10 protein-coding genes are annotated in these 17564 nt (G+C 35.2%); 3 read left to right on the forward strand and 7 right to left on the reverse strand.

From position 1 onward, the window contains the following. Positions 1-188 precede the first annotated feature (188 nt). The 6 genes from M1L26_RS04745 to M1L26_RS04770 all read right to left on the reverse strand — a co-directional run bounded on the left by M1L26_RS04745 (position 189) and on the right by M1L26_RS04770 (position 8758). Complete coding sequence (locus M1L26_RS04745) at positions 189-3008, reverse strand: glycine-rich domain-containing protein (protein WP_250120043.1); 2820 nt, start codon at positions 3006-3008, stop codon at positions 189-191. Continuing rightward, complete coding sequence (locus M1L26_RS04750; protein ID WP_250120044.1) at positions 2989-5343, reverse strand: VirB4 family type IV secretion/conjugal transfer ATPase; 2355 nt, start codon at positions 5341-5343, stop codon at positions 2989-2991. The genes M1L26_RS04745 and M1L26_RS04750 overlap by 20 nt, the downstream gene beginning before the upstream one ends. 51 nt (positions 5344-5394) lie before the next feature. Continuing rightward, complete coding sequence (locus tag M1L26_RS04755; RefSeq protein WP_211908607.1) at positions 5395-5760, reverse strand: hypothetical protein; 366 nt, start codon at positions 5758-5760, stop codon at positions 5395-5397. Positions 5761-5864: 104 nt separating this feature from the next. After that, positions 5865-7049 carry a DUF350 domain-containing protein gene (locus M1L26_RS04760; protein ID WP_250120045.1) on the reverse strand — a complete coding sequence of 395 codons (1185 nt, stop codon included), beginning with the start codon at positions 7047-7049 and terminating at the stop codon, positions 5865-5867. A gap of 186 nt (positions 7050-7235) precedes the next feature. Further along, positions 7236-8231, reverse strand: coding sequence for an NAD(P)H-dependent flavin oxidoreductase (locus tag M1L26_RS04765; RefSeq protein ID WP_211908603.1), 996 nt, complete (start codon positions 8229-8231; stop codon positions 7236-7238). 5 nt (positions 8232-8236) lie between these two features. Continuing rightward, positions 8237-8758, reverse strand: a complete 522-nt coding sequence (locus M1L26_RS04770) for a cytochrome b (RefSeq protein ID WP_211908601.1) — start codon at positions 8756-8758, stop codon at positions 8237-8239. Between the two features lie 274 nt (positions 8759-9032). On the opposite strand from M1L26_RS04770, the gene M1L26_RS04775 reads away from it, so the two are divergent. After that, entirely contained in the window at positions 9033-10205 is a 1173-nt protein-coding gene (locus M1L26_RS04775; protein ID WP_211908599.1) for an NADH-quinone oxidoreductase subunit D, read from the forward strand. A gap of 18 nt (positions 10206-10223) precedes the next feature. On the opposite strand, the gene recJ is transcribed toward M1L26_RS04775, so the two are convergent. Next, complete coding sequence (gene recJ / locus M1L26_RS04780) at positions 10224-11963, reverse strand: single-stranded-DNA-specific exonuclease RecJ (protein WP_250120046.1); 1740 nt, start codon at positions 11961-11963, stop codon at positions 10224-10226. A gap of 659 nt (positions 11964-12622) precedes the next feature. Here recJ and miaB point away from each other — a divergent pair. Continuing rightward, positions 12623-13939: a tRNA (N6-isopentenyl adenosine(37)-C2)-methylthiotransferase MiaB gene (gene miaB, locus M1L26_RS04785; protein WP_211908595.1), complete on the forward strand. Its 1317-nt coding sequence runs from the start codon at positions 12623-12625 to the stop codon at positions 13937-13939. Between the two features lie 435 nt (positions 13940-14374). Continuing rightward, the gene (ileS, locus tag M1L26_RS04790; RefSeq protein ID WP_250120047.1) at positions 14375-17545 is read left to right on the forward strand and encodes an isoleucine--tRNA ligase; all 3171 of its coding nucleotides are present in this window, start codon (positions 14375-14377) and stop codon (positions 17543-17545) included. Positions 17546-17564: the final 19 nt, after the last annotated feature.

Below are 17564 nucleotides of genomic sequence, written 5' to 3' on the forward strand. Positions count from 1 at the left end.
ATGGATTCCAGTGTCACGCACTGGAATGACATCTTCAATGTTCTGTACAGCTGTGCATTATGCACTGGGATGACATTATGAGAACTGAGATACAAAAAAAGAAACACTGGTTTCACATGCATCTGAACAGATACTCTCAGTGATGTAAATTCAACTTTACCCCATTTGCAACCATCAGGGTTCTTTGACTATAGACCTAACAATTCTTTTCTAATTTCTTCTTTAATTGTATCAATAATCTTTTTATCAAGTTTATTTATTAAGGAATCATCAATACCTGTGATGTCATCTGGATTTTGTATCATTTTTTCAATAGCATCATCTATTTTTTTTACTCTTTCTTTATTAATTTCATCAAATATAGGTTTAATTTTCACATAACCAGGAGCGCCCTTGCTATAACTTTTGCTGTTTTCGTTGATACAACCACCAGCACCATATGTTTTATTCACGTAGTTTTTACTACATTTTGTTACATCTTTATACCCAATCTCACCATTTTCTATATATGCTATTTTATTATCTTTACTAGAGTTTAGCTTGTCCCCTTTCTTAATTTCTTCTTTTAATTTTAAACTTTGTTCATGAATTATTGTATCTTTGTAATTCTTTCCCCCATAGGTTCTGTATGTACCTCCACCTGCAACAGTAATTAAATCTTTACAAATTGTTTCTGAAAGGTCTCTGCACATTTTTACTAAAGTAGGTCCCCCATCCTTGTTAGATTTATCATTTTCTTGTCCACCACCTCCTTCTGTTACTTTTACTTTAATATATGGATAACTAGGGTTGACTCTCAGTTTAGCTTTAATGTAATCACCTGGCATTCCTGGTCTATTTTCTGTAGACTGAGCTTTATCAGCTATATGACCAGCTTCACCACCTCCCCATGCTTCTATTTCAACGTAATCATACATTGACAGATCATCTGTATAGCCATCTCCAAGCTCATAAAGTTTTTGATCCCTGTCTTCAATAATCTGCTTCTTATGTTTCAATTGTGCTATTATTATTTCACGCAATCTCTTTTTTAAACCATCTAAATCGAATCTGCATAATTTATCAGCAAAAAAGACTTCTGTTCTATTTGCTTTAATTGGATGATCTAACTTCTTTACAACTCCATTTTCATCCTGTGAAACTCTTAAGTAAAAAGGCTTGTTGTCCTTGTTCACATGCTGTGTTGAGCGACTACACACTCCATCAAAGCAGAGGCAACCATCATCACCGTGATTACAGTTTTTTTCTTCATACTTTCCATCTGTTAACTCATATACTATTTTGCATTTGTCACAATTTTGTTTTGTATCTACCTCTTTATCCTCTTTTGCCATGCAATTATCTCTAGGCTTATTTTCTTCAGGAATAGAAATATATCCTTTCTTATTGAATATTATTTCATCTAGTGCATCTTGTGGCTTTGCTAAAACATCAACTAATTCAATAATTTCCCCTTTTTTGCAAGGAAAATAATAAGATTGATTTGATTCTTTCGAGTAAACAGTATTGTGTTTAGCATAGCTTGCTCTCATTGACTTCAGTGATATTAGCTCACTTCCTTTTTCAAGAACGAATTCCTCCGGTTCTGGCTGCCAACCAGAAAGGCATAGCATTTTGCTTTTAGGATTTTCTTTATATTTTACTTCTATTTTAGGATATCCTAAATTATCCAGTTTGCACTTATTTCCCTGAAACTCTTTACATTCTGCTTCGATATCGGGAACATACCCATATTTTTCTAGAACTTCAAATTGCGAATTATTTTTTAATATACCTTCTATTATGTTATCGATATCGCTTTTTATGTTACCGGTACCAGTTGTTTTTTCTACTATTGCCGGCTTTACTACTTTTAAGAATAGAGGGCCGACTTCTATAGAGCGACTGGTGTCAGCATTAATATTAAAAGTACAGACTCCATTATTGTGAGTTCCACGTGCCCTCTCAGTACAAACTCTCTCATCCATCTTCATTTTTACCTCTAGCGTATTTTCATTTACTACCTTTATTTCCTCAGGCTTTGGAGCAGTTGGTGATGGAAAACAACGGGCAGGAAATTGTAATTTTCTTTTTGATTCTTCTTTTTCAGTGCCATAATATTCAGCGCAGAGCTGATCTTTCTTTCTATAGGTTTTGAAATAATGGATAGTATCTTTATCTGGAATAGTATATGCCCAACTTGGAATATTCTTGTGATTTGAAACAGCAGATGGAACATATATCTCCCTTCTTTCTTTCAGCTTACCAATAATGACTCCAACTCTTGGATGGAAATAATCATTTTCTTCATTTGTTATAGGAACAATTTTAACTTGTGGTGGTGACATCGCAAGTTGTTCACAAAATGCAGGTGGGCCAGGTGCAAGTTGCACAGGGGCACACTTTACTTTTGTTTGATAGCATGTATCACAAGCTTTTTCCATCTCTCCAGGACGAAAAATATTTTCCCCAGAAAATACTCTAGAGCCCCATGAAGAAATTCCTGACATACAAGCCCCCTTTTGACTACAAGCGCATATTTTAGGGGCATTAGCAAATTTTACTTTTTCTTCATCAGTAACACCATCTGCCCATTCCCATCCAAGACCTTGGGCAATTTCTCCTCCAGCTTTTGTTTTATCTCCTTCCCAATCGATAAAAGCTGCTGCAGAAACTCCAGCTCCTGTACTCTGCGTTCCATATATCTGGCGGCAGAATGTTCCACTGGATAATATATAACAGTTGTCGTTCCCTTCGTAATCGCAGACCTTAATCTTTGGATCGAAGTAACCTTCTGGTCCCTGATTATTTACTGCTGTAACTTTAATAAATTGCAATAATTTTTCGTCAAAATCTAAATCGCTCCACTTGCCTTTAAAAAAATTCGCAATACCTTTTCCTGCTTTACTTCCTGTAGCTTCAATTTCAGTATTACTTTTTACAAATGTTGGACAATCAGCATATCCTTGATAAGAAAGACAAAATATCAAGGAGAATATCAATAAAAAATTAAGCTTTACATTTTTCATAGAACGCCGGTAACCACTTACTCACTTTTTCGCCTTTTTCCTTTATTGCTTCATACATATACTTTATAGTCTCTTTATTAGCTGAAAGTACATGTATTTCTTTCATATTCTTCAAATCTAGATTTAAAGTTACTAAACCTTTGTATTGCTTTATCAAAAATAAACCTTCCTGTGTTGGTGTTTGCAAAATGACATTCAGTTCCTCTTTCGACAGAGAAAATGCTTTCATGTATAACCTGTTTGCATTTATGTTCGGCATCAGGATTCTCGTATCGACATGCTTATCTAAATATTGAGTAAACTTGCTAGCAAATGCTAGGTTTAAGTTTTCAGTACTTAGAATTACTACAACATTTAACTTTGTCATTCTTTGCATCCAGTTGTCAAACTCTCCCTCTGTAGGAAAAATATTACTTATCTCCCATGCTTCATCCAAAACAAGTATTGCAGGTGAGCCATCACATTTTGCTTCGAAAGAGTATAAGAAATAGTAAAGTATCACGGACATACATTCTTTTTGCTTAGTGAGATTTGCAGTATTGAGGGATATAGTTTTTGTTCCCCAGTCAATGTCTGACTCATCACCATCTTGGAATAAGTAAGCAAATTCACCATCACCACACCATTTACTTATTTTACCCCCAAGAAGTAAAAGCACTTCAGAAATTTGAGAAATAGATCGCGATTCTCTTGGTATAGCAAATATAGAATCTACAATTTTTTTTGTCTTTTCTTCTACGTCTACCAAACTTGCATCTGCAACCATCCTTTTGATCAATTCAACAAGCATATTGCGATTAGAAGCACTATTTTCAATGTTCAGTGGGTTGAATTTTAGACTTTTATCTTTATATTTTGGATCAATTATGTAATATTGACCGCTTACTGCTTTAGTAAATATTATTGATTTTCCAGTATTATCCAATATAACAATCCTAGGGTTAAATTTTCTTGATTCCGAAAGTAAGAAATTGATCAGTGAGGTTCTACCTGAATTTGGAGCTCCAAGTATTGTGGTATGACCATTATTTTTCTTTCCATGAAAGTTAAAAAAGTAAGGACTGCCTTTTTTTGAAAAAAAAACTGTTACTGCTTCTTTCCATCTTCCTCCTTTTAACGTACCTGATGTAAAATCATGCAACATAGCAAAGCTGCAAGCATATTTTTCTAATATATTTTTTGGTTGTGTAACAAAAGCAAAGTTTCCAGGAAGCTGTGCCCAAAAATGATTTTCCATGTGCAGATCAGTTCTAAACATCATCAACCCGATTAACGACATTACAGAGGATAAATCGCTGATATTTTTAGCTAACCTATTCTTATCATCTGCAAAGATTGTAACAATAATTTTCTGTTGACAAAAATCCATAGCAGAAATTTTTTCAAGCTCTATTATTTCATTTATTCCTGAGTTTTGAAGTAAGGTATTGTCCTCACTGATTTGCAGTATATTAATTTGTTTTTTAAATTCTTTTACTGCTTTATTATTACTAGTAAATATTATTATTTCTGTGATGATAAGCTCAGAGTCAAGTTGCAAACACCTATCTATATTTTCTAAGGGGATTTCTCGATATTCCTTTATGCAAAAAATAGAACCAAACTTCTGTTGACCTTCAAACGATGTTTGAAATTTATTGAAACCAAAAGCTACTTTTAAATTTTTAACATGCTGCGATAGATCCCTTTCACATATTGGATAATCTTTGTGCGTTAATGTAATAATGTAATGGAGAAATTCCATCATTTGAGAATATATTTTGCCTTCACTAGACCTAAGGCCCAGTTTTTTAGCTCCAAAAGGTTCTAAATCTTTTTGAATCAGGTCAGTTATTTTTTGTAATTCTTGATGATTTTTTTGTAAAAATAACTTGTGCCTATTCTTTATCCCGCCAAAAAAAAATGCATTATTAATATGTTTGCCAAAATCACTAAGTAACACCACAATGTACAATTCATTTATATACTGTAGTTTACTATCAACTAGTTTATTAAACCACGTTGAGTGTAGCTGATCGGAAAAGTCTGCAGTTTTATTCCACTGTAAGCTCAGTTTATTGCGCTTACGGACAGTGTGAATCCAAACGGTAAAATATAAACTCTTGATATTTTTTGATATACTTTTTCTAATTTCAGTTCTAAGATCACCATAGTTATCAACTGAAGAATAGTCTTCTAATTTGATTATTTTTAATAATTCCCCCTGTTTTGTTAGTATAGTTTCTTCATCGTATTGGCAAGCATAAGGGATAAAATCTAAATTAATACTTTCTAGTAACGCTAAATTGTTCTTTTTTTCAGAATTAGAGCTAGTGGCTGGTACTTTTGGTTGCATATAATATCATGCGTATTCAATAAAAAGATAATAAAGAATCATCTATCTTACTTAATCCTTATCTTCTTTTTTGTTATTGGATTGTAACTGTATGTCCTTTGCAAAGTTGAATTTTTCTTTCAGGTAATCTGTTGCCTTTTCTGTGCTTCCAAACATCATGATCAGTACGCCAAATATTATCATGAAAAGAATTAGGCCTCTGAACACTACTGCAAGTATCACTGTAGCTATACATAAACCTATAATTGTTGAGGGACTCATATTTTCTACAGTATCTTTAACTGAAAATGAAGAAATAAGTTCTTTCAACGTTCCTGGTATATTTTTCAATTCATCACTTGCTTTGCTAGAACATGACATGAAGATAAAACTTAACAGGGCTACAATAGCAAAAACTCTACCCAATTGAATATGCATCAGCTAAATACCTTTAAGATACTCCTCAAATGTAACAATTTTTACATCAATAGGCAAGAACCGAATTCACTTGCTCACCATAAGTAACTCATATTTAACTTTTATCACCGTGTTAGCTCTTTATTATCAACAAGAGGACTCACACTAATGGATGTCAATTTACTTGACAGAATATTTGAACAAAATTCAGCAGCAGCTGCTGTAGCAAACACTGCAGCCACCACAAACAGTCCTGCTCCTACTAATCCTGATGTCATTGCTCCTGCAACAATGCACCCTATTGCTAAGAGAGCAGAACTTGTTACAAGTGCGACGTGAAGATTTTTGTTTTTACTACTATTTTTATAATTATTGGATTGCATTGTATCTTTTACCTTACTGCCTGTCACTGAGATCACACAATGAGGCCCTTCTTCAGTCTTCTTATAATGTTTAGAAGGGGATATTCTGCCGCTTGGGCCTTTGGGCCTTGTTTTGTTCGGATGTGCTAATTTTGTTTTTCCTTCATCTTCTAGTTGCAAACTATTATCTTCCTCAGCAGGGTTTAATTTTAAGTGTACACTTTCCTCAGATGAAATGCTTGTTACTGAAGTTAAGCTGTTCCTTCTGCTACTTGATGCCAAGCTAGATGAATTTATTCCACTATCTAAATCACTACTACTACTGAGTTTAGAAGTATTTGCACCGCTTGGCACTTCTACAGGACCTCTTGCTTGCAATTGTTCTGATGTAGGAGTTGTTAAAGCACCATAACAACCTGAACTTCTCAAGGGATTATATATTCCAGGGGTTCCTTTTCCACTTACACCCTTAGCTAAAGAATCCTTTTCCAGAGGATTAATACCTGAATTTTTGGGAATTTCAACTTCACCAGAAAGACTTTGTTTGTTAAATAGTTCCATAGCATTACCTTGTCTATCTTTTTGATTTTGAATAACGCTACTAGAATGATTTTTGTCACTACTTTTATTAGTAATCCTTGAAATTATTCCTAATATTTTTCCTCTTCTTGTTGGTGATCCTTGTGATTGTTCTATTTCATTCTTAAATACTGGAAGTCCGACTTCTGATCCCATTACTTCTTTTTCCAATTCTGGAAGAAATTTCTCGGTGTAATAATTATAATATTTTTCTTGTTTTCTCAATGACTTTTCTAATTCAATTAATACGTTGGGAGCAGCTCCTTTGTTGAACAACTCTATGCATTTTGCGATAGTTCCATCTCCCTTTTTTGGACTTTCATTATTATGTGTTTTTTTTGTGACCTTTTTGTATATAGCATTGTACAATTGTTGATTAATATCTTCTTTACTCTTCTGATGTTTTGCAAAACGACTTAGCGTAACATTTCTCCATACATAACAAAATGTATGAATACCTCTTTAGCGTTAATTTTACATTAAAACTGGGCAGTTATGCCTTATTGCAGATAATTATAGCAATTTGCTAACTATTTTCTTTGCTGATTACTGATTTTACATTTCAACATAATTGCTTGCCTGTTGAACTAGTATATCTATTACTTCTTTTACAGGCTTTTCTCTATCAACCATGACAACACTTTGACCAGCCATTAAAGATCCTGTTTCAACATCTCCATCAATTACTGCTCTTCTTAAAGCTCCAGCCCAGAACTTTTCTATTTCAAGTTGCCCCTCTTCTTTTGAGATTTCTCCATTTTGATATTTATCGATAATGTCTCTTTGATGCTTCATAAAATCATCACTTGCTTTGTTGGCTATAGCTCTTACTGGAATTACAGGGAAATCAGCACTAATCTGCACAGAAGATACAGCATTACGCGCAGCTGATTTGATGAATACTTCTTTAAAATTTTTGTGAGCGATTGACTCATTCGTGCAGACAAATAATGTACCTATTTGACAGCCACTTGCTCCCATTTCTAGGTAGTTCACTATCATTTCGCCTCTTCCTATTCCACCTGCAACAAACACCGGTGTTTTCTCATTTTTAAAATGAGGTAATATCTCTTGTGCGAGAACAGAAGTGCTAACAGGACCGATATGTCCTCCTGCTTCCATACCTTCTATTATTAACGCATCTACTCCCATGTTTACTAACCTTTTCGCAAGGCTTAATGCTGGTGCAAAGCACATAACTTTAATGCCTGCATTCTTGATTTTTGCTATATTAGGTTTTGTTGGTAATCCGCCAGCAAGAACTACATGGCTTACTTTTGTTTCAATGCATATATCTATTAACTCACTCAAATTTGGGTGCATAGTAATTAGATTGACACCAAATGGCTTATGAGTTAATTTCTGTGTCTCTATGATTTCTTTTTTCAGTAAGTCTGGAAACATTGCACCACATGCAATTACACCAAAACCACCGGCATTTGAGATTGCTGAAACTAAATTTCTCTCTGAAACCCAGCTCATAGCACCACCCATTACTGCAAACTCACTACCGAGAAAATTCGTTCCTTTCTTCCAAAGGTTGCTCAACATATAGCCTATATCATACGTTTAAAAATGTTTTGTTTATCTATAAATGTGTGTTTTAAAGCACCAAGTATATGCAAGGTTATAAAGACTATCATAAGATATGCAAGCATCGAATGTAGCTGATTAGCTGCACTAGCTAGCTCTTTGTTTTCATTGATTAACAAAGGGATATGAACAAAATATTTGATCTCTTTACTAGAAGCAGAAGACATGACATAACCAGATAATGGCATTAGCACCATCAAAAAATACAAACCAAAGTGTATCGTTTTGCTCGCATTAATTACGAACCGAGAAAAACTTGCCGGTAATTGAGGAACATAAGTAAAGACACGAAAAAATATACGTACTATAATTAATCCAAAAACGGTGATACCACAAGCCTTATGAATAGCGTATATGCTGAATTTAATTTCACTGCTAATCGGCAAACTTTTCATGTACAGTCCAGAATAAAGCATACCAATAATAAGAGCAGACATTAACCAATGAATGATCCTTAAGCCTAAACTATATTTATTGTTTTTCATTAATTTTGATTACTCTAAAGTAGAATTTATATAGTAGAAAAACTATTTCTCAATCAAACTCAATCAAAATTATCTATACATAATTTCGCTGCCTTGATCAACATAAGTGCAATAATTGTATGTGACACATAAACATTGTCTATCAGATCATGAAGAAGTGGTGAAGTTTTTGAGAGTTTTTCTATTGTAACGATGAGTTATAGCTTGTACAAGAAGCCTATTGACTTTAAGCACATTTTACCCTATACAATTTTAATATCTTAAACTTCCAAACATGCCAGATCTAAAGACAATGATGCTAAACTTTGGCCCTCAGCACCCAGCTGCACATGGGGTGCTACGTCTTGTTTTAGAAATGGATGGTGAAGTGATCGAGAGGGCAGATCCCCACATTGGACTTTTGCATCGCGGCACTGAGAAGTTAATAGAACATAAAACGTATCTTCAAGCTCTGCCTTATTTTGACCGCCTTGATTATGTGTCACCAATGTCACAAGAGCATGCATATTCGTTATGTGTAGAAAAATTATTGCAGTGCGAAGTTCCGATTAGGGCAAAATATTTGCGTGTTCTATTTTGTGAGCTGACAAGAATACTAAATCATTTACTAAATATCTCTTCCCAAGCACTTGATGTTGGGGCGATGACTCCTCTTTTATGGCTCTTTGAAGAGAGAGAAAAAATACTCGAGTTCTATGAAAGGGCCTCAGGTGCAAGATTTCACGCAGCTTATATAAGGCCAGGTGGACTTGCAGCAGATATCCCAGAAGGTTTGATTGAAGATATTGCAAAATTTATAGAGCAATTTCCAAGGTATATAGATGATGTTGATGAGCTTCTAACAGAAAATAGGATATGGAAGCAACGCACTGTAGGAATTAGTGAAATATCAATAAAACAGGCGCTTGATTGGGGCTTTACTGGACCAATGCTCCGTGCTGCTGGACTTGCTTGGGACTTGCGAAAAAGCCAGCCATATGAGATATATGATCAGTTAGATTTTGATATACCAATCGGTCAAAATGGTGACTGTTATGACCGTTATTTAGTAAGAATGGCGGAGATTAGGCAATCTATCAGCTTGGTGAAGCAATGCATAGAGAAGATACCTGAAGGGCCAATAAAAACTGAAGATAGAAAAATTTCTCCACCGCCAAGAGCGGAAATGAAAGAATCCATGGAAGCTATGATTCATCATTTTAAGCTTTATTCAGAAGGATATCACGTGCCAGAGGGTGAGGCTTACGTAGCTGTTGAAGCGCCAAAAGGTGAGTTTGGAGTATATATAGTTTCAGATGGTACCAATAGACCTTATAGATGTCGAATAAGAGCACCTGGCTTTGCGCATTTACAGGCCTTAGATTTCATGGCAAAAGGACACATGCTTGCTGACATTGCAGCAATTATCGGTTCACTCGACATAGTCTTTGGTGAGATTGATAGGTAATTATTGTAAAATAGTAACTTAACTAATGGTTAAGACATCTTCTATCATAAATTGTATAAATTCATTGCCATTCCAGTAATTCATAGAGATTTTACCCAAAATGGCTTTAACATTACCCTGCATAATAGCAGAGCCAAGCTCAGTATTTGCACAGCGAAACGCAATAGCTTTGACCATAACATTATCGTCAGCAATAAAACATTTTATATGGTCAACTCCTATAACTTCCGGCTTTCTTATCTTTGCTCCTTGAATGATGAATCTCGGTTCAGGATTGCCAACACCAAATGGCTCTAAGCGTTGCAATTGATTCCAAAGGGATAAGTTTATTGCTTTAGCTGTTACTATGCCATCGGCTTTTATGATTTTGTCATTTGTAGAGTTTGCAAATCTTTCAGTAAAAAAATCATGTAGATCACTTATTTTATCTTCTTCAATCGAAAATCCTGCTGCCATACTGTGACCACCACCTTCAATGATTAGGTTGGTAAATTTTGCAGAAAGAACCGCAGCACCAATATCTACTCCAGAAATTGACCTACAGCTTGCTTTTCCTATTCCATTGTTTAAAGATATCACTATCGTTGGTAAGTGAAACTGCTCTTTTAGTCTTGATGCAATGATACCAATTATTCCCTGGTGCCAATTACCACTTACCATTATAAAATTTACACCTAAGTGGGCAAAATTTTCCGCTTGTGTTGTAGCTTCCAAAATAGCCTCATTTTCTAGCATTTTTCTTGCATTATTCAAATCTATTAGTTTTAGCGCGATTGAATGCGCCTTTTCTTCATCATCAGTGGAAAGCAACCTTGCACCGAGCGATGCTTCTCCAATTCTTCCTCCGGCATTTATACATGGCCCAATACTAAACCCTAATCGTGAAACACTTGGTTTTTCAAGGATTCCCAAAGCGTCAAACAAAACACGTAAGCCAACATTTTTTCTTGCTGACATAACTTTTAATCCTTGTAAAACAAAAGCCCTATTTAGGCCTGTAATCTGCATAACATCGCAAACAGTTCCAAGAGCAACCAAATCCAGTAGATCAAATAAATCTGGTTCTTTTTTGTTGGTAAAAAATCCTTGCTCACGTAGGCTTCTGTTAAGAGCAACAATTAGCAGAAATGACACTCCAACTGCTGCTAAGTTATTATAAGGAGAGCTCTCATCAAGGCGGTTGGGATTAACAACTGCTACAGCACTTGGTAATTTTTCTATACCAAGGTGATGATCGATAACTATAATATCAAGTCCAAAAACCCTTGCCTCTTCTATTGGTTGATATGCAAGCGTACCGCAATCAACAGAAATACATAAATCAATACCATTCTTTTTAAGTTGTAATAAAGCATCTGTGTTCAATCCATAGCCCTCATCAACACGATCTGGAATATAGATTATAGAGTGTGTCCCAATCGCTCTTAGGTATCTATTAATCAATGCTGATGACGTTGCACCATCAACATCGTAATCACCAAATATTGCAATATTCTCATTATTGTTTATTGCTTTTATTATGTGAGAAACAGCTTTATCCATATCAAGGAGGTGAAAGGGATCTGGTAATAGCGATCTGATTAGTGGGTGTAAGAAGTCATGTGCATTTTCTATGTTAACACCACGAGCAACTAATATTCTTGCTAATATTTCTGGCAACTCAAATCTCTGTATAAGAGTAAAAATCTCCCTTTGATCTGCTTCTTGTAACTTCCACAGTGCATTTGTTATGCTGCGTTTTTCAATATCAAGTAGCATGCTCTTTATAAATAAAACTACTTTACCAGAACTTTTAAGCTTGTTCTATAATTGTGTTAGACTTCTGTATAACCTAAAGAAGGATATAAGAGAGTGTCACTCGAAAGGAATCACATTTATTTTGACAAAGAGCATCTGTAAAATCTAATACTTCTTCTTGCATAACATGCTCTTTAATTAGTATTATATCTATATTGGCATATAAGTGTGAACATTATATTAATGTAATTACTTTTTAAGTATGCATCGCAAATTTATGCCTGGAAACAGTTTTTGGTTACTCAAACCTTTTCTACCTTTATTTCATATTCTTTAAAGTATTTTTTGCACTTTCTTTATAAAAACCATAGGTACCAATCGGTTTTTAGCTTAAGAATAAAGGTCAAGTATCTGGAATTCTGGACATAAAATCCCCCTGAAAGATTAGAAAAAAAATACAGCGCACATACTACAGTATACACTGAAGAAGATACGCTACACTTTTTATTGAGAAATTGACTGAAAAGCCTGCAGACGGAGATAGATTTTTGAGCTCTTAAAATACCTCTACTGTTAGGGTAAGGAAAGCGAGAAGGTTTGTCAAGCAATCTTTATTGGCTGTTGTACTAGAATTCAGTTTTTCGTATAATTTGCTAGAATTTGTGTGAAGAATTTTAAATATGAAAGGCCTATACATTAAAACTTACGGCTGTCAGATGAACGTTTATGACTCCATTTTAATGGAGAATATAGTTAAGCCTCTAGGATTCAACGTTGTTAGTGATGTAGAACAAGCTGATTTGGTGATATTGAATACTTGTCATATTAGAGAAAAGGCAGCAGAAAAGCTTTATTCAGAGCTTGGAAGAATTCATTCGTCAAGAAAAGAAAGGACCATAGTAGTGGCTGGATGTGTAGCGCAAGCAGAAGGGGAAGAGGTATTCAAAAGAGCTCCTTTTGTTGATATTGTTGTTGGTCCACAGAGTATCGCTGCTTTACCGGAATTGATAGTCAAAGCAAGTAGAAGTAAAGGTCATATAATAAATACTGACTTTCTTGAAGTTGCAAAGTTTGATAAATTGCCGGATGAATGTTATGGCAATAGCCAGGGGTCTTCTGCGTTTCTTGCCATACAAGAAGGTTGTGATAAATTTTGTACGTTTTGTGTGGTGCCTTACACTCGCGGGGCTGAGTATTCACGACCAGTAAATGAAATATTCCGTGAAATATTGAAGTTAGTTGCAAATGGGGCAAGGGAAATCAATTTGCTCGGTCAAAATGTTAATGCTTATCATGGAGAGTGCGAAGAAGAGGTCTGGGATTTAGGAAAATTAATTAGTCACATTGCTAAAATTGAAAACCTAGAAAGAATCCGCTACACAACTTCTCATCCAAGAGATATGCACGAATCTCTCTACTTGGTGCATGCGGAAGAGCCAAAACTCATGCCGTTTGTTCACCTACCTGTGCAGTCAGGTTCGAATAAAATATTGCATGCAATGAACAGGAAACACACTGCAGAGGAGTATTTGGAAATAATAGACAGATTTCGCAAATTGAAACCTGAAATCGAATTTTCTTCTGATTTTATTGTTGGTTTTCCTGGAGAAACTGAAAAAGATTTTGAGGAAACTATGAAGTTAGTAGAAAAAGTAAAGTACGCTCAGGCTTATAGTTTTAAATATAGCCCAAGGCCAGGAACGCCAGGGGCGGAAAGAAAAGATCAAGTACCAGAAGAGGTTAAAACAGAGCGTCTTCTTCGGTTACAGGAATTAATTAGCAAGCAACAACTTGAATTTAATCAGAGTATGATAGGAAAAACTATTCCTGTTCTATTCAGTGATAAAAAAGGTAAACACCAAAATCAAATTATTGGTAAAAGCCCATACATGCAATCAGTATGCGTTGATGATCCTGACGATAAATACAAAGATAAAATAGTAAATGTAAGGATATTGGAAGCTCGGCAAAATAGTTTGTTGGGATGCGCTGCCTAATTAGAGAAAAGTGCTCCCATGGTCTCATGTAGAAGTACTTTGTGTGTTTTATAAGTTTATAAGCTATCTAGATTTAATCCTTAAAGGACTACAGCTCTCTGTTACGCAATCATATGAGACTTGATATAATAGATTCGCGGGATTTTTTTTCTTTTCCCACTGATAGCGTATTCTCTCAATCTCTCCAGAATTGTTGTATTCATAAGAAAGCGATTTCCAAATAAAGCTACTTTTACTATTATTTTTGTTAGCATCATGAAATTTATGATAAGGCCAACTTCTATTGTCTTTATTCATCTTCAACCTCAATAAATAAGTCTAATGAATTAATATGTTGTATAATGATGTCAATACCTATCTATGTTTATAGAAACAGAGTTTTTGAATTTGTAATTTTCCAGAAAGCTCTATATTCTTTGATTTTATCCAGTTAAAATGAATATGAAGTATTATCCTGATACAAGCAGCAGTCCTGATTTTTCATTGCTAGAAAAGGAAATCATAAAATTTTGGCAGGAAAATAAAATTTTTGAGCAGTCAGTCAAGAAACGTTCCAAGGGTCATTGTTTTGTATTTTATGATGGGCCTCCGTTTGCAAATGGACTTCCGCATTACGGACACTTGCTTACTGGTTTTATAAAAGATGCATTTGCAAGATATCAAACTATGCTGCAAAAAAGGGTTGAACGTAGATTTGGTTGGGATTGCCATGGCTTACCAGCTGAGATGGGTGCAGAAAAGGAACTTGGAATATCTGGTAGAACTGAGATAGAGAAGTTTGGCATTGAAAAATTCAATAATCATTGCCGTACTTCTGTGATGAAATTTTCATCAGAATGGGAGAAGTATGTAAATAGACAAGCAAGATGGGTAGATTTTCACAATGACTATAAGACTATGGATAAGTCATTCATGGAGTCGGTCATGTGGGCATTTAAGCAGCTTTATGATAAAGGTCTGGTGTATGAATCAATACGCGTTGTTCCCTATAGCTGGGCGTGCGAAACTCCACTCTCTAATTTTGAAACAAGACTAGATAATGCTTATAGAGAAAAAGCTAGCAAGGCTGTAACTGTTGCGTTTGAACTTTTAGAAAACCCAAAGCAATTTAAACAAAAATGTAAGTTGCTTGCTTGGACTACAACCCCTTGGACGTTGCCAAGCAACCTCGCACTGGCAGTAGGGGAGGATATTGAGTATTGTATGGTGTTAGTAAATGGTGAAGTTTGCATCTTTGCTGAAAGTTATTTAGAGAAATTTGTCAGCCACTGTGAACAAAGCAATATTCAATATGAAAACTGTAATATAAAACTTAAAGCAAGTGATCTTGCAGGTCTTCCTTATAGACCACTGTTTGATTACTTTAAAGATACAAAGAATGCGTTCCGTGTTTTCATTGCCGATTATGTTACAGCAGAAGATGGTACTGGTGTTGTGCACACTGCTCCTGGATTTGGTGAAGAAGATTTTTACCTTTGCCAAAGCCATGATATTCGAGCTGTTTGTCCAGTTGATAACGCTGGAAAATTTACTACTGAAGTTTCAGATTTGGCAGGAGTTCATGTTTTTGATGCCAATGATACAGTAATCAAGAAATTAAAAAGGCAGGGGAGCTGGTTTAAAACTGAGCAATATATTCACAATTATCCACACTGCTGGAGAACTGACACTCCTTTAATCTACCGCACTATGCCTTCTTGGTATGTTGCTGTGACAAAATTTAAGGGAAGAATGACAGAGCTAAATAAGAGAGTTAATTGGATGCCAAATCATATAAGAGATGGTCAATTTGGAAAATGGCTTGAAGGAGCGCACGACTGGTCTATTTCACGCAATCGATTCTGGGGTACTCCAATTCCTGTGTGGAAATCAGACGATGCAAAATATCCAAGAGTGGATGTGTATGGCTCAATAGCAGAACTAGAGCGAGACTTTAATGTTAAGATAGATGACTTGCACAGACCGTTTATCGATACTTTGACGAGACCAAATCCTGATGATCCAACAGGAAAATCAGTTATGCGTCGTGTGCCTGATGTGTTTGATTGTTGGTTTGAGTCTGGCTCGATGCCGTTCGCGCAAGTTCACTATCCGTTTGAAAATAAAGAATGGTTCGAGAAAAATTTCCCTGCGGATTTTATCACTGAATATATAGCACAAACAAGAGGATGGTTCTATACGCTTTTTGTGCTTTCCACTGCTTTATTTGACAGTGAGCCATTTAAGAACTGCATATGCCACGGTGTGGTTCTTGATGTGAAAGGGCAGAAATTATCCAAACGTCTGAATAATTATGCGGACCCAATGGAAGTGTTTGACAAATATGGTTCTGATGCGCTGCGTTTTCTTATGCTGTCTGGTTCCATTGTCTGCGGTGGTAATTTACTACTCGACAAAGAAGGAAATTTAGTGCGTGATGTTCTGAAAAACGTAATAAAACCTATTTGGAACAGTTATCACTTTTTTACTATGTATGCAAATGCAGATGGAATTAAAGCTGAGATTTGTAGGGATTATCAGAATACTATTGATTGCTACATGATTTCAAAATGTTTTGAAGCTGTGGAAGGTATGCGAGCTTCTATGAACAACTATAACTCTCAGGAAGCTTGCAAAATCTTGACAGATTTTTTTGAAGTGCTAAATAATTGGTATATTCGTCGCAGTCGCGAGCGTTTTTGGAAAAGTGACTTAGATCAAGATAAAACCGACGCTTATAATGTTCTGTACACAGTTTTTTATTACATACTACGGGCTGCAGCTCCTTTGTTGCCACTTATAACAGAGACTATATGGCAGGGGCTGAAGTATAAAGAAACATCTGTTCATTTGGCTGATTTTCCACAATTAGATAGATATAATAGTGAACTCATTGCCAATATGGATTTGGTAAGGGAAATATGTAATGCTGCACTCTCTATTAGAAACATGTTTAACATACGTATAAGGCAGCCACTTGGTAGCATGACTATTTATCATAAGTCTTCCTGCAATTTTCTTGAAGATGAATATCAAGAGATGGTAAGAGATGAGGTGAATGTAAAAGAACTAGAAATAGTAAGTGAATTGAAAGAGGTTGCATCACTAGAGTTAAAATTAAATTTTCCTGTGCTTGGAAGAAAAGTTCCAGACAAAATCAAGAAACTAGTTCAATACGTTAAGGAAGGAAAGTGGAAGCAAGTTGAGAATGAGCAAATATTTCTGGGGGATGAAACAGAGAGCTATACTATGGAAAAAGGTGAATATGAACTATTATTAAAAGCAAACAGTGAATATTCTGCTGTGTTTGATAATAACAAAGGAGTTGTTATTCTAAATACTGAATTAAATAATGAACTAATTCTAGAAGGGCTGGCAAGAGATATTGTGAGGCTTATTCAAGAAACTAGAAAACAGGCTGATTTTTATATATCAGATAGAATCAGAGTAATAATCAAAGCAGAAGATGAGAAAGTTAAAGAGGCAATAAACAGGTGGGATGAGTATATAAAAGAGCAGACCCTTGCCTTATCTTTGGACACTAATAAAGAGATCGAGGCCGATTTCTATTCTAAGGAATACCAAGGTTTGACAGTTGGTATTAAGTTAATAAAGTTGCAAAGTTAGTAATGTTTATGCTATACTT

It is taken from the genome of Wolbachia endosymbiont of Ostrinia scapulalis, from assembly GCF_023559145.1.
Taxonomy (GTDB): domain Bacteria; phylum Pseudomonadota; class Alphaproteobacteria; order Rickettsiales; family Anaplasmataceae; genus Wolbachia.

Excerpts from the sequence above, each read along its gene's own strand:
- M1L26_RS04775 (WP_211908599.1), top strand. The coding sequence starts at position 9,033 with ATGCCAGATCTAAAGACAATGATGCTAAACTTTGGCCCTCAGCACCCA.
- recJ (WP_250120046.1), bottom strand. The coding sequence starts at position 11,963 with ATGCTACTTGATATTGAAAAACGCAGCATAACAAATGCACTGTGGAAG.
- ileS (WP_250120047.1), top strand. The coding sequence starts at position 14,375 with ATGAATATGAAGTATTATCCTGATACAAGCAGCAGTCCTGATTTTTCA.
- M1L26_RS04765 (WP_211908603.1), bottom strand. The coding sequence starts at position 8,231 with ATGTTGAGCAACCTTTGGAAGAAAGGAACGAATTTTCTCGGTAGTGAG.
- M1L26_RS04755 (WP_211908607.1), bottom strand. The coding sequence starts at position 5,760 with ATGCATATTCAATTGGGTAGAGTTTTTGCTATTGTAGCCCTGTTAAGT.
- M1L26_RS04770 (WP_211908601.1), bottom strand. The coding sequence starts at position 8,758 with ATGAAAAACAATAAATATAGTTTAGGCTTAAGGATCATTCATTGGTTA.
- M1L26_RS04745 (WP_250120043.1), bottom strand. The coding sequence starts at position 3,008 with ATGAAAAATGTAAAGCTTAATTTTTTATTGATATTCTCCTTGATATTT.
- miaB (WP_211908595.1), top strand. The coding sequence starts at position 12,623 with ATGAAAGGCCTATACATTAAAACTTACGGCTGTCAGATGAACGTTTAT.
- M1L26_RS04750 (WP_250120044.1), bottom strand. The coding sequence starts at position 5,343 with ATGCAACCAAAAGTACCAGCCACTAGCTCTAATTCTGAAAAAAAGAAC.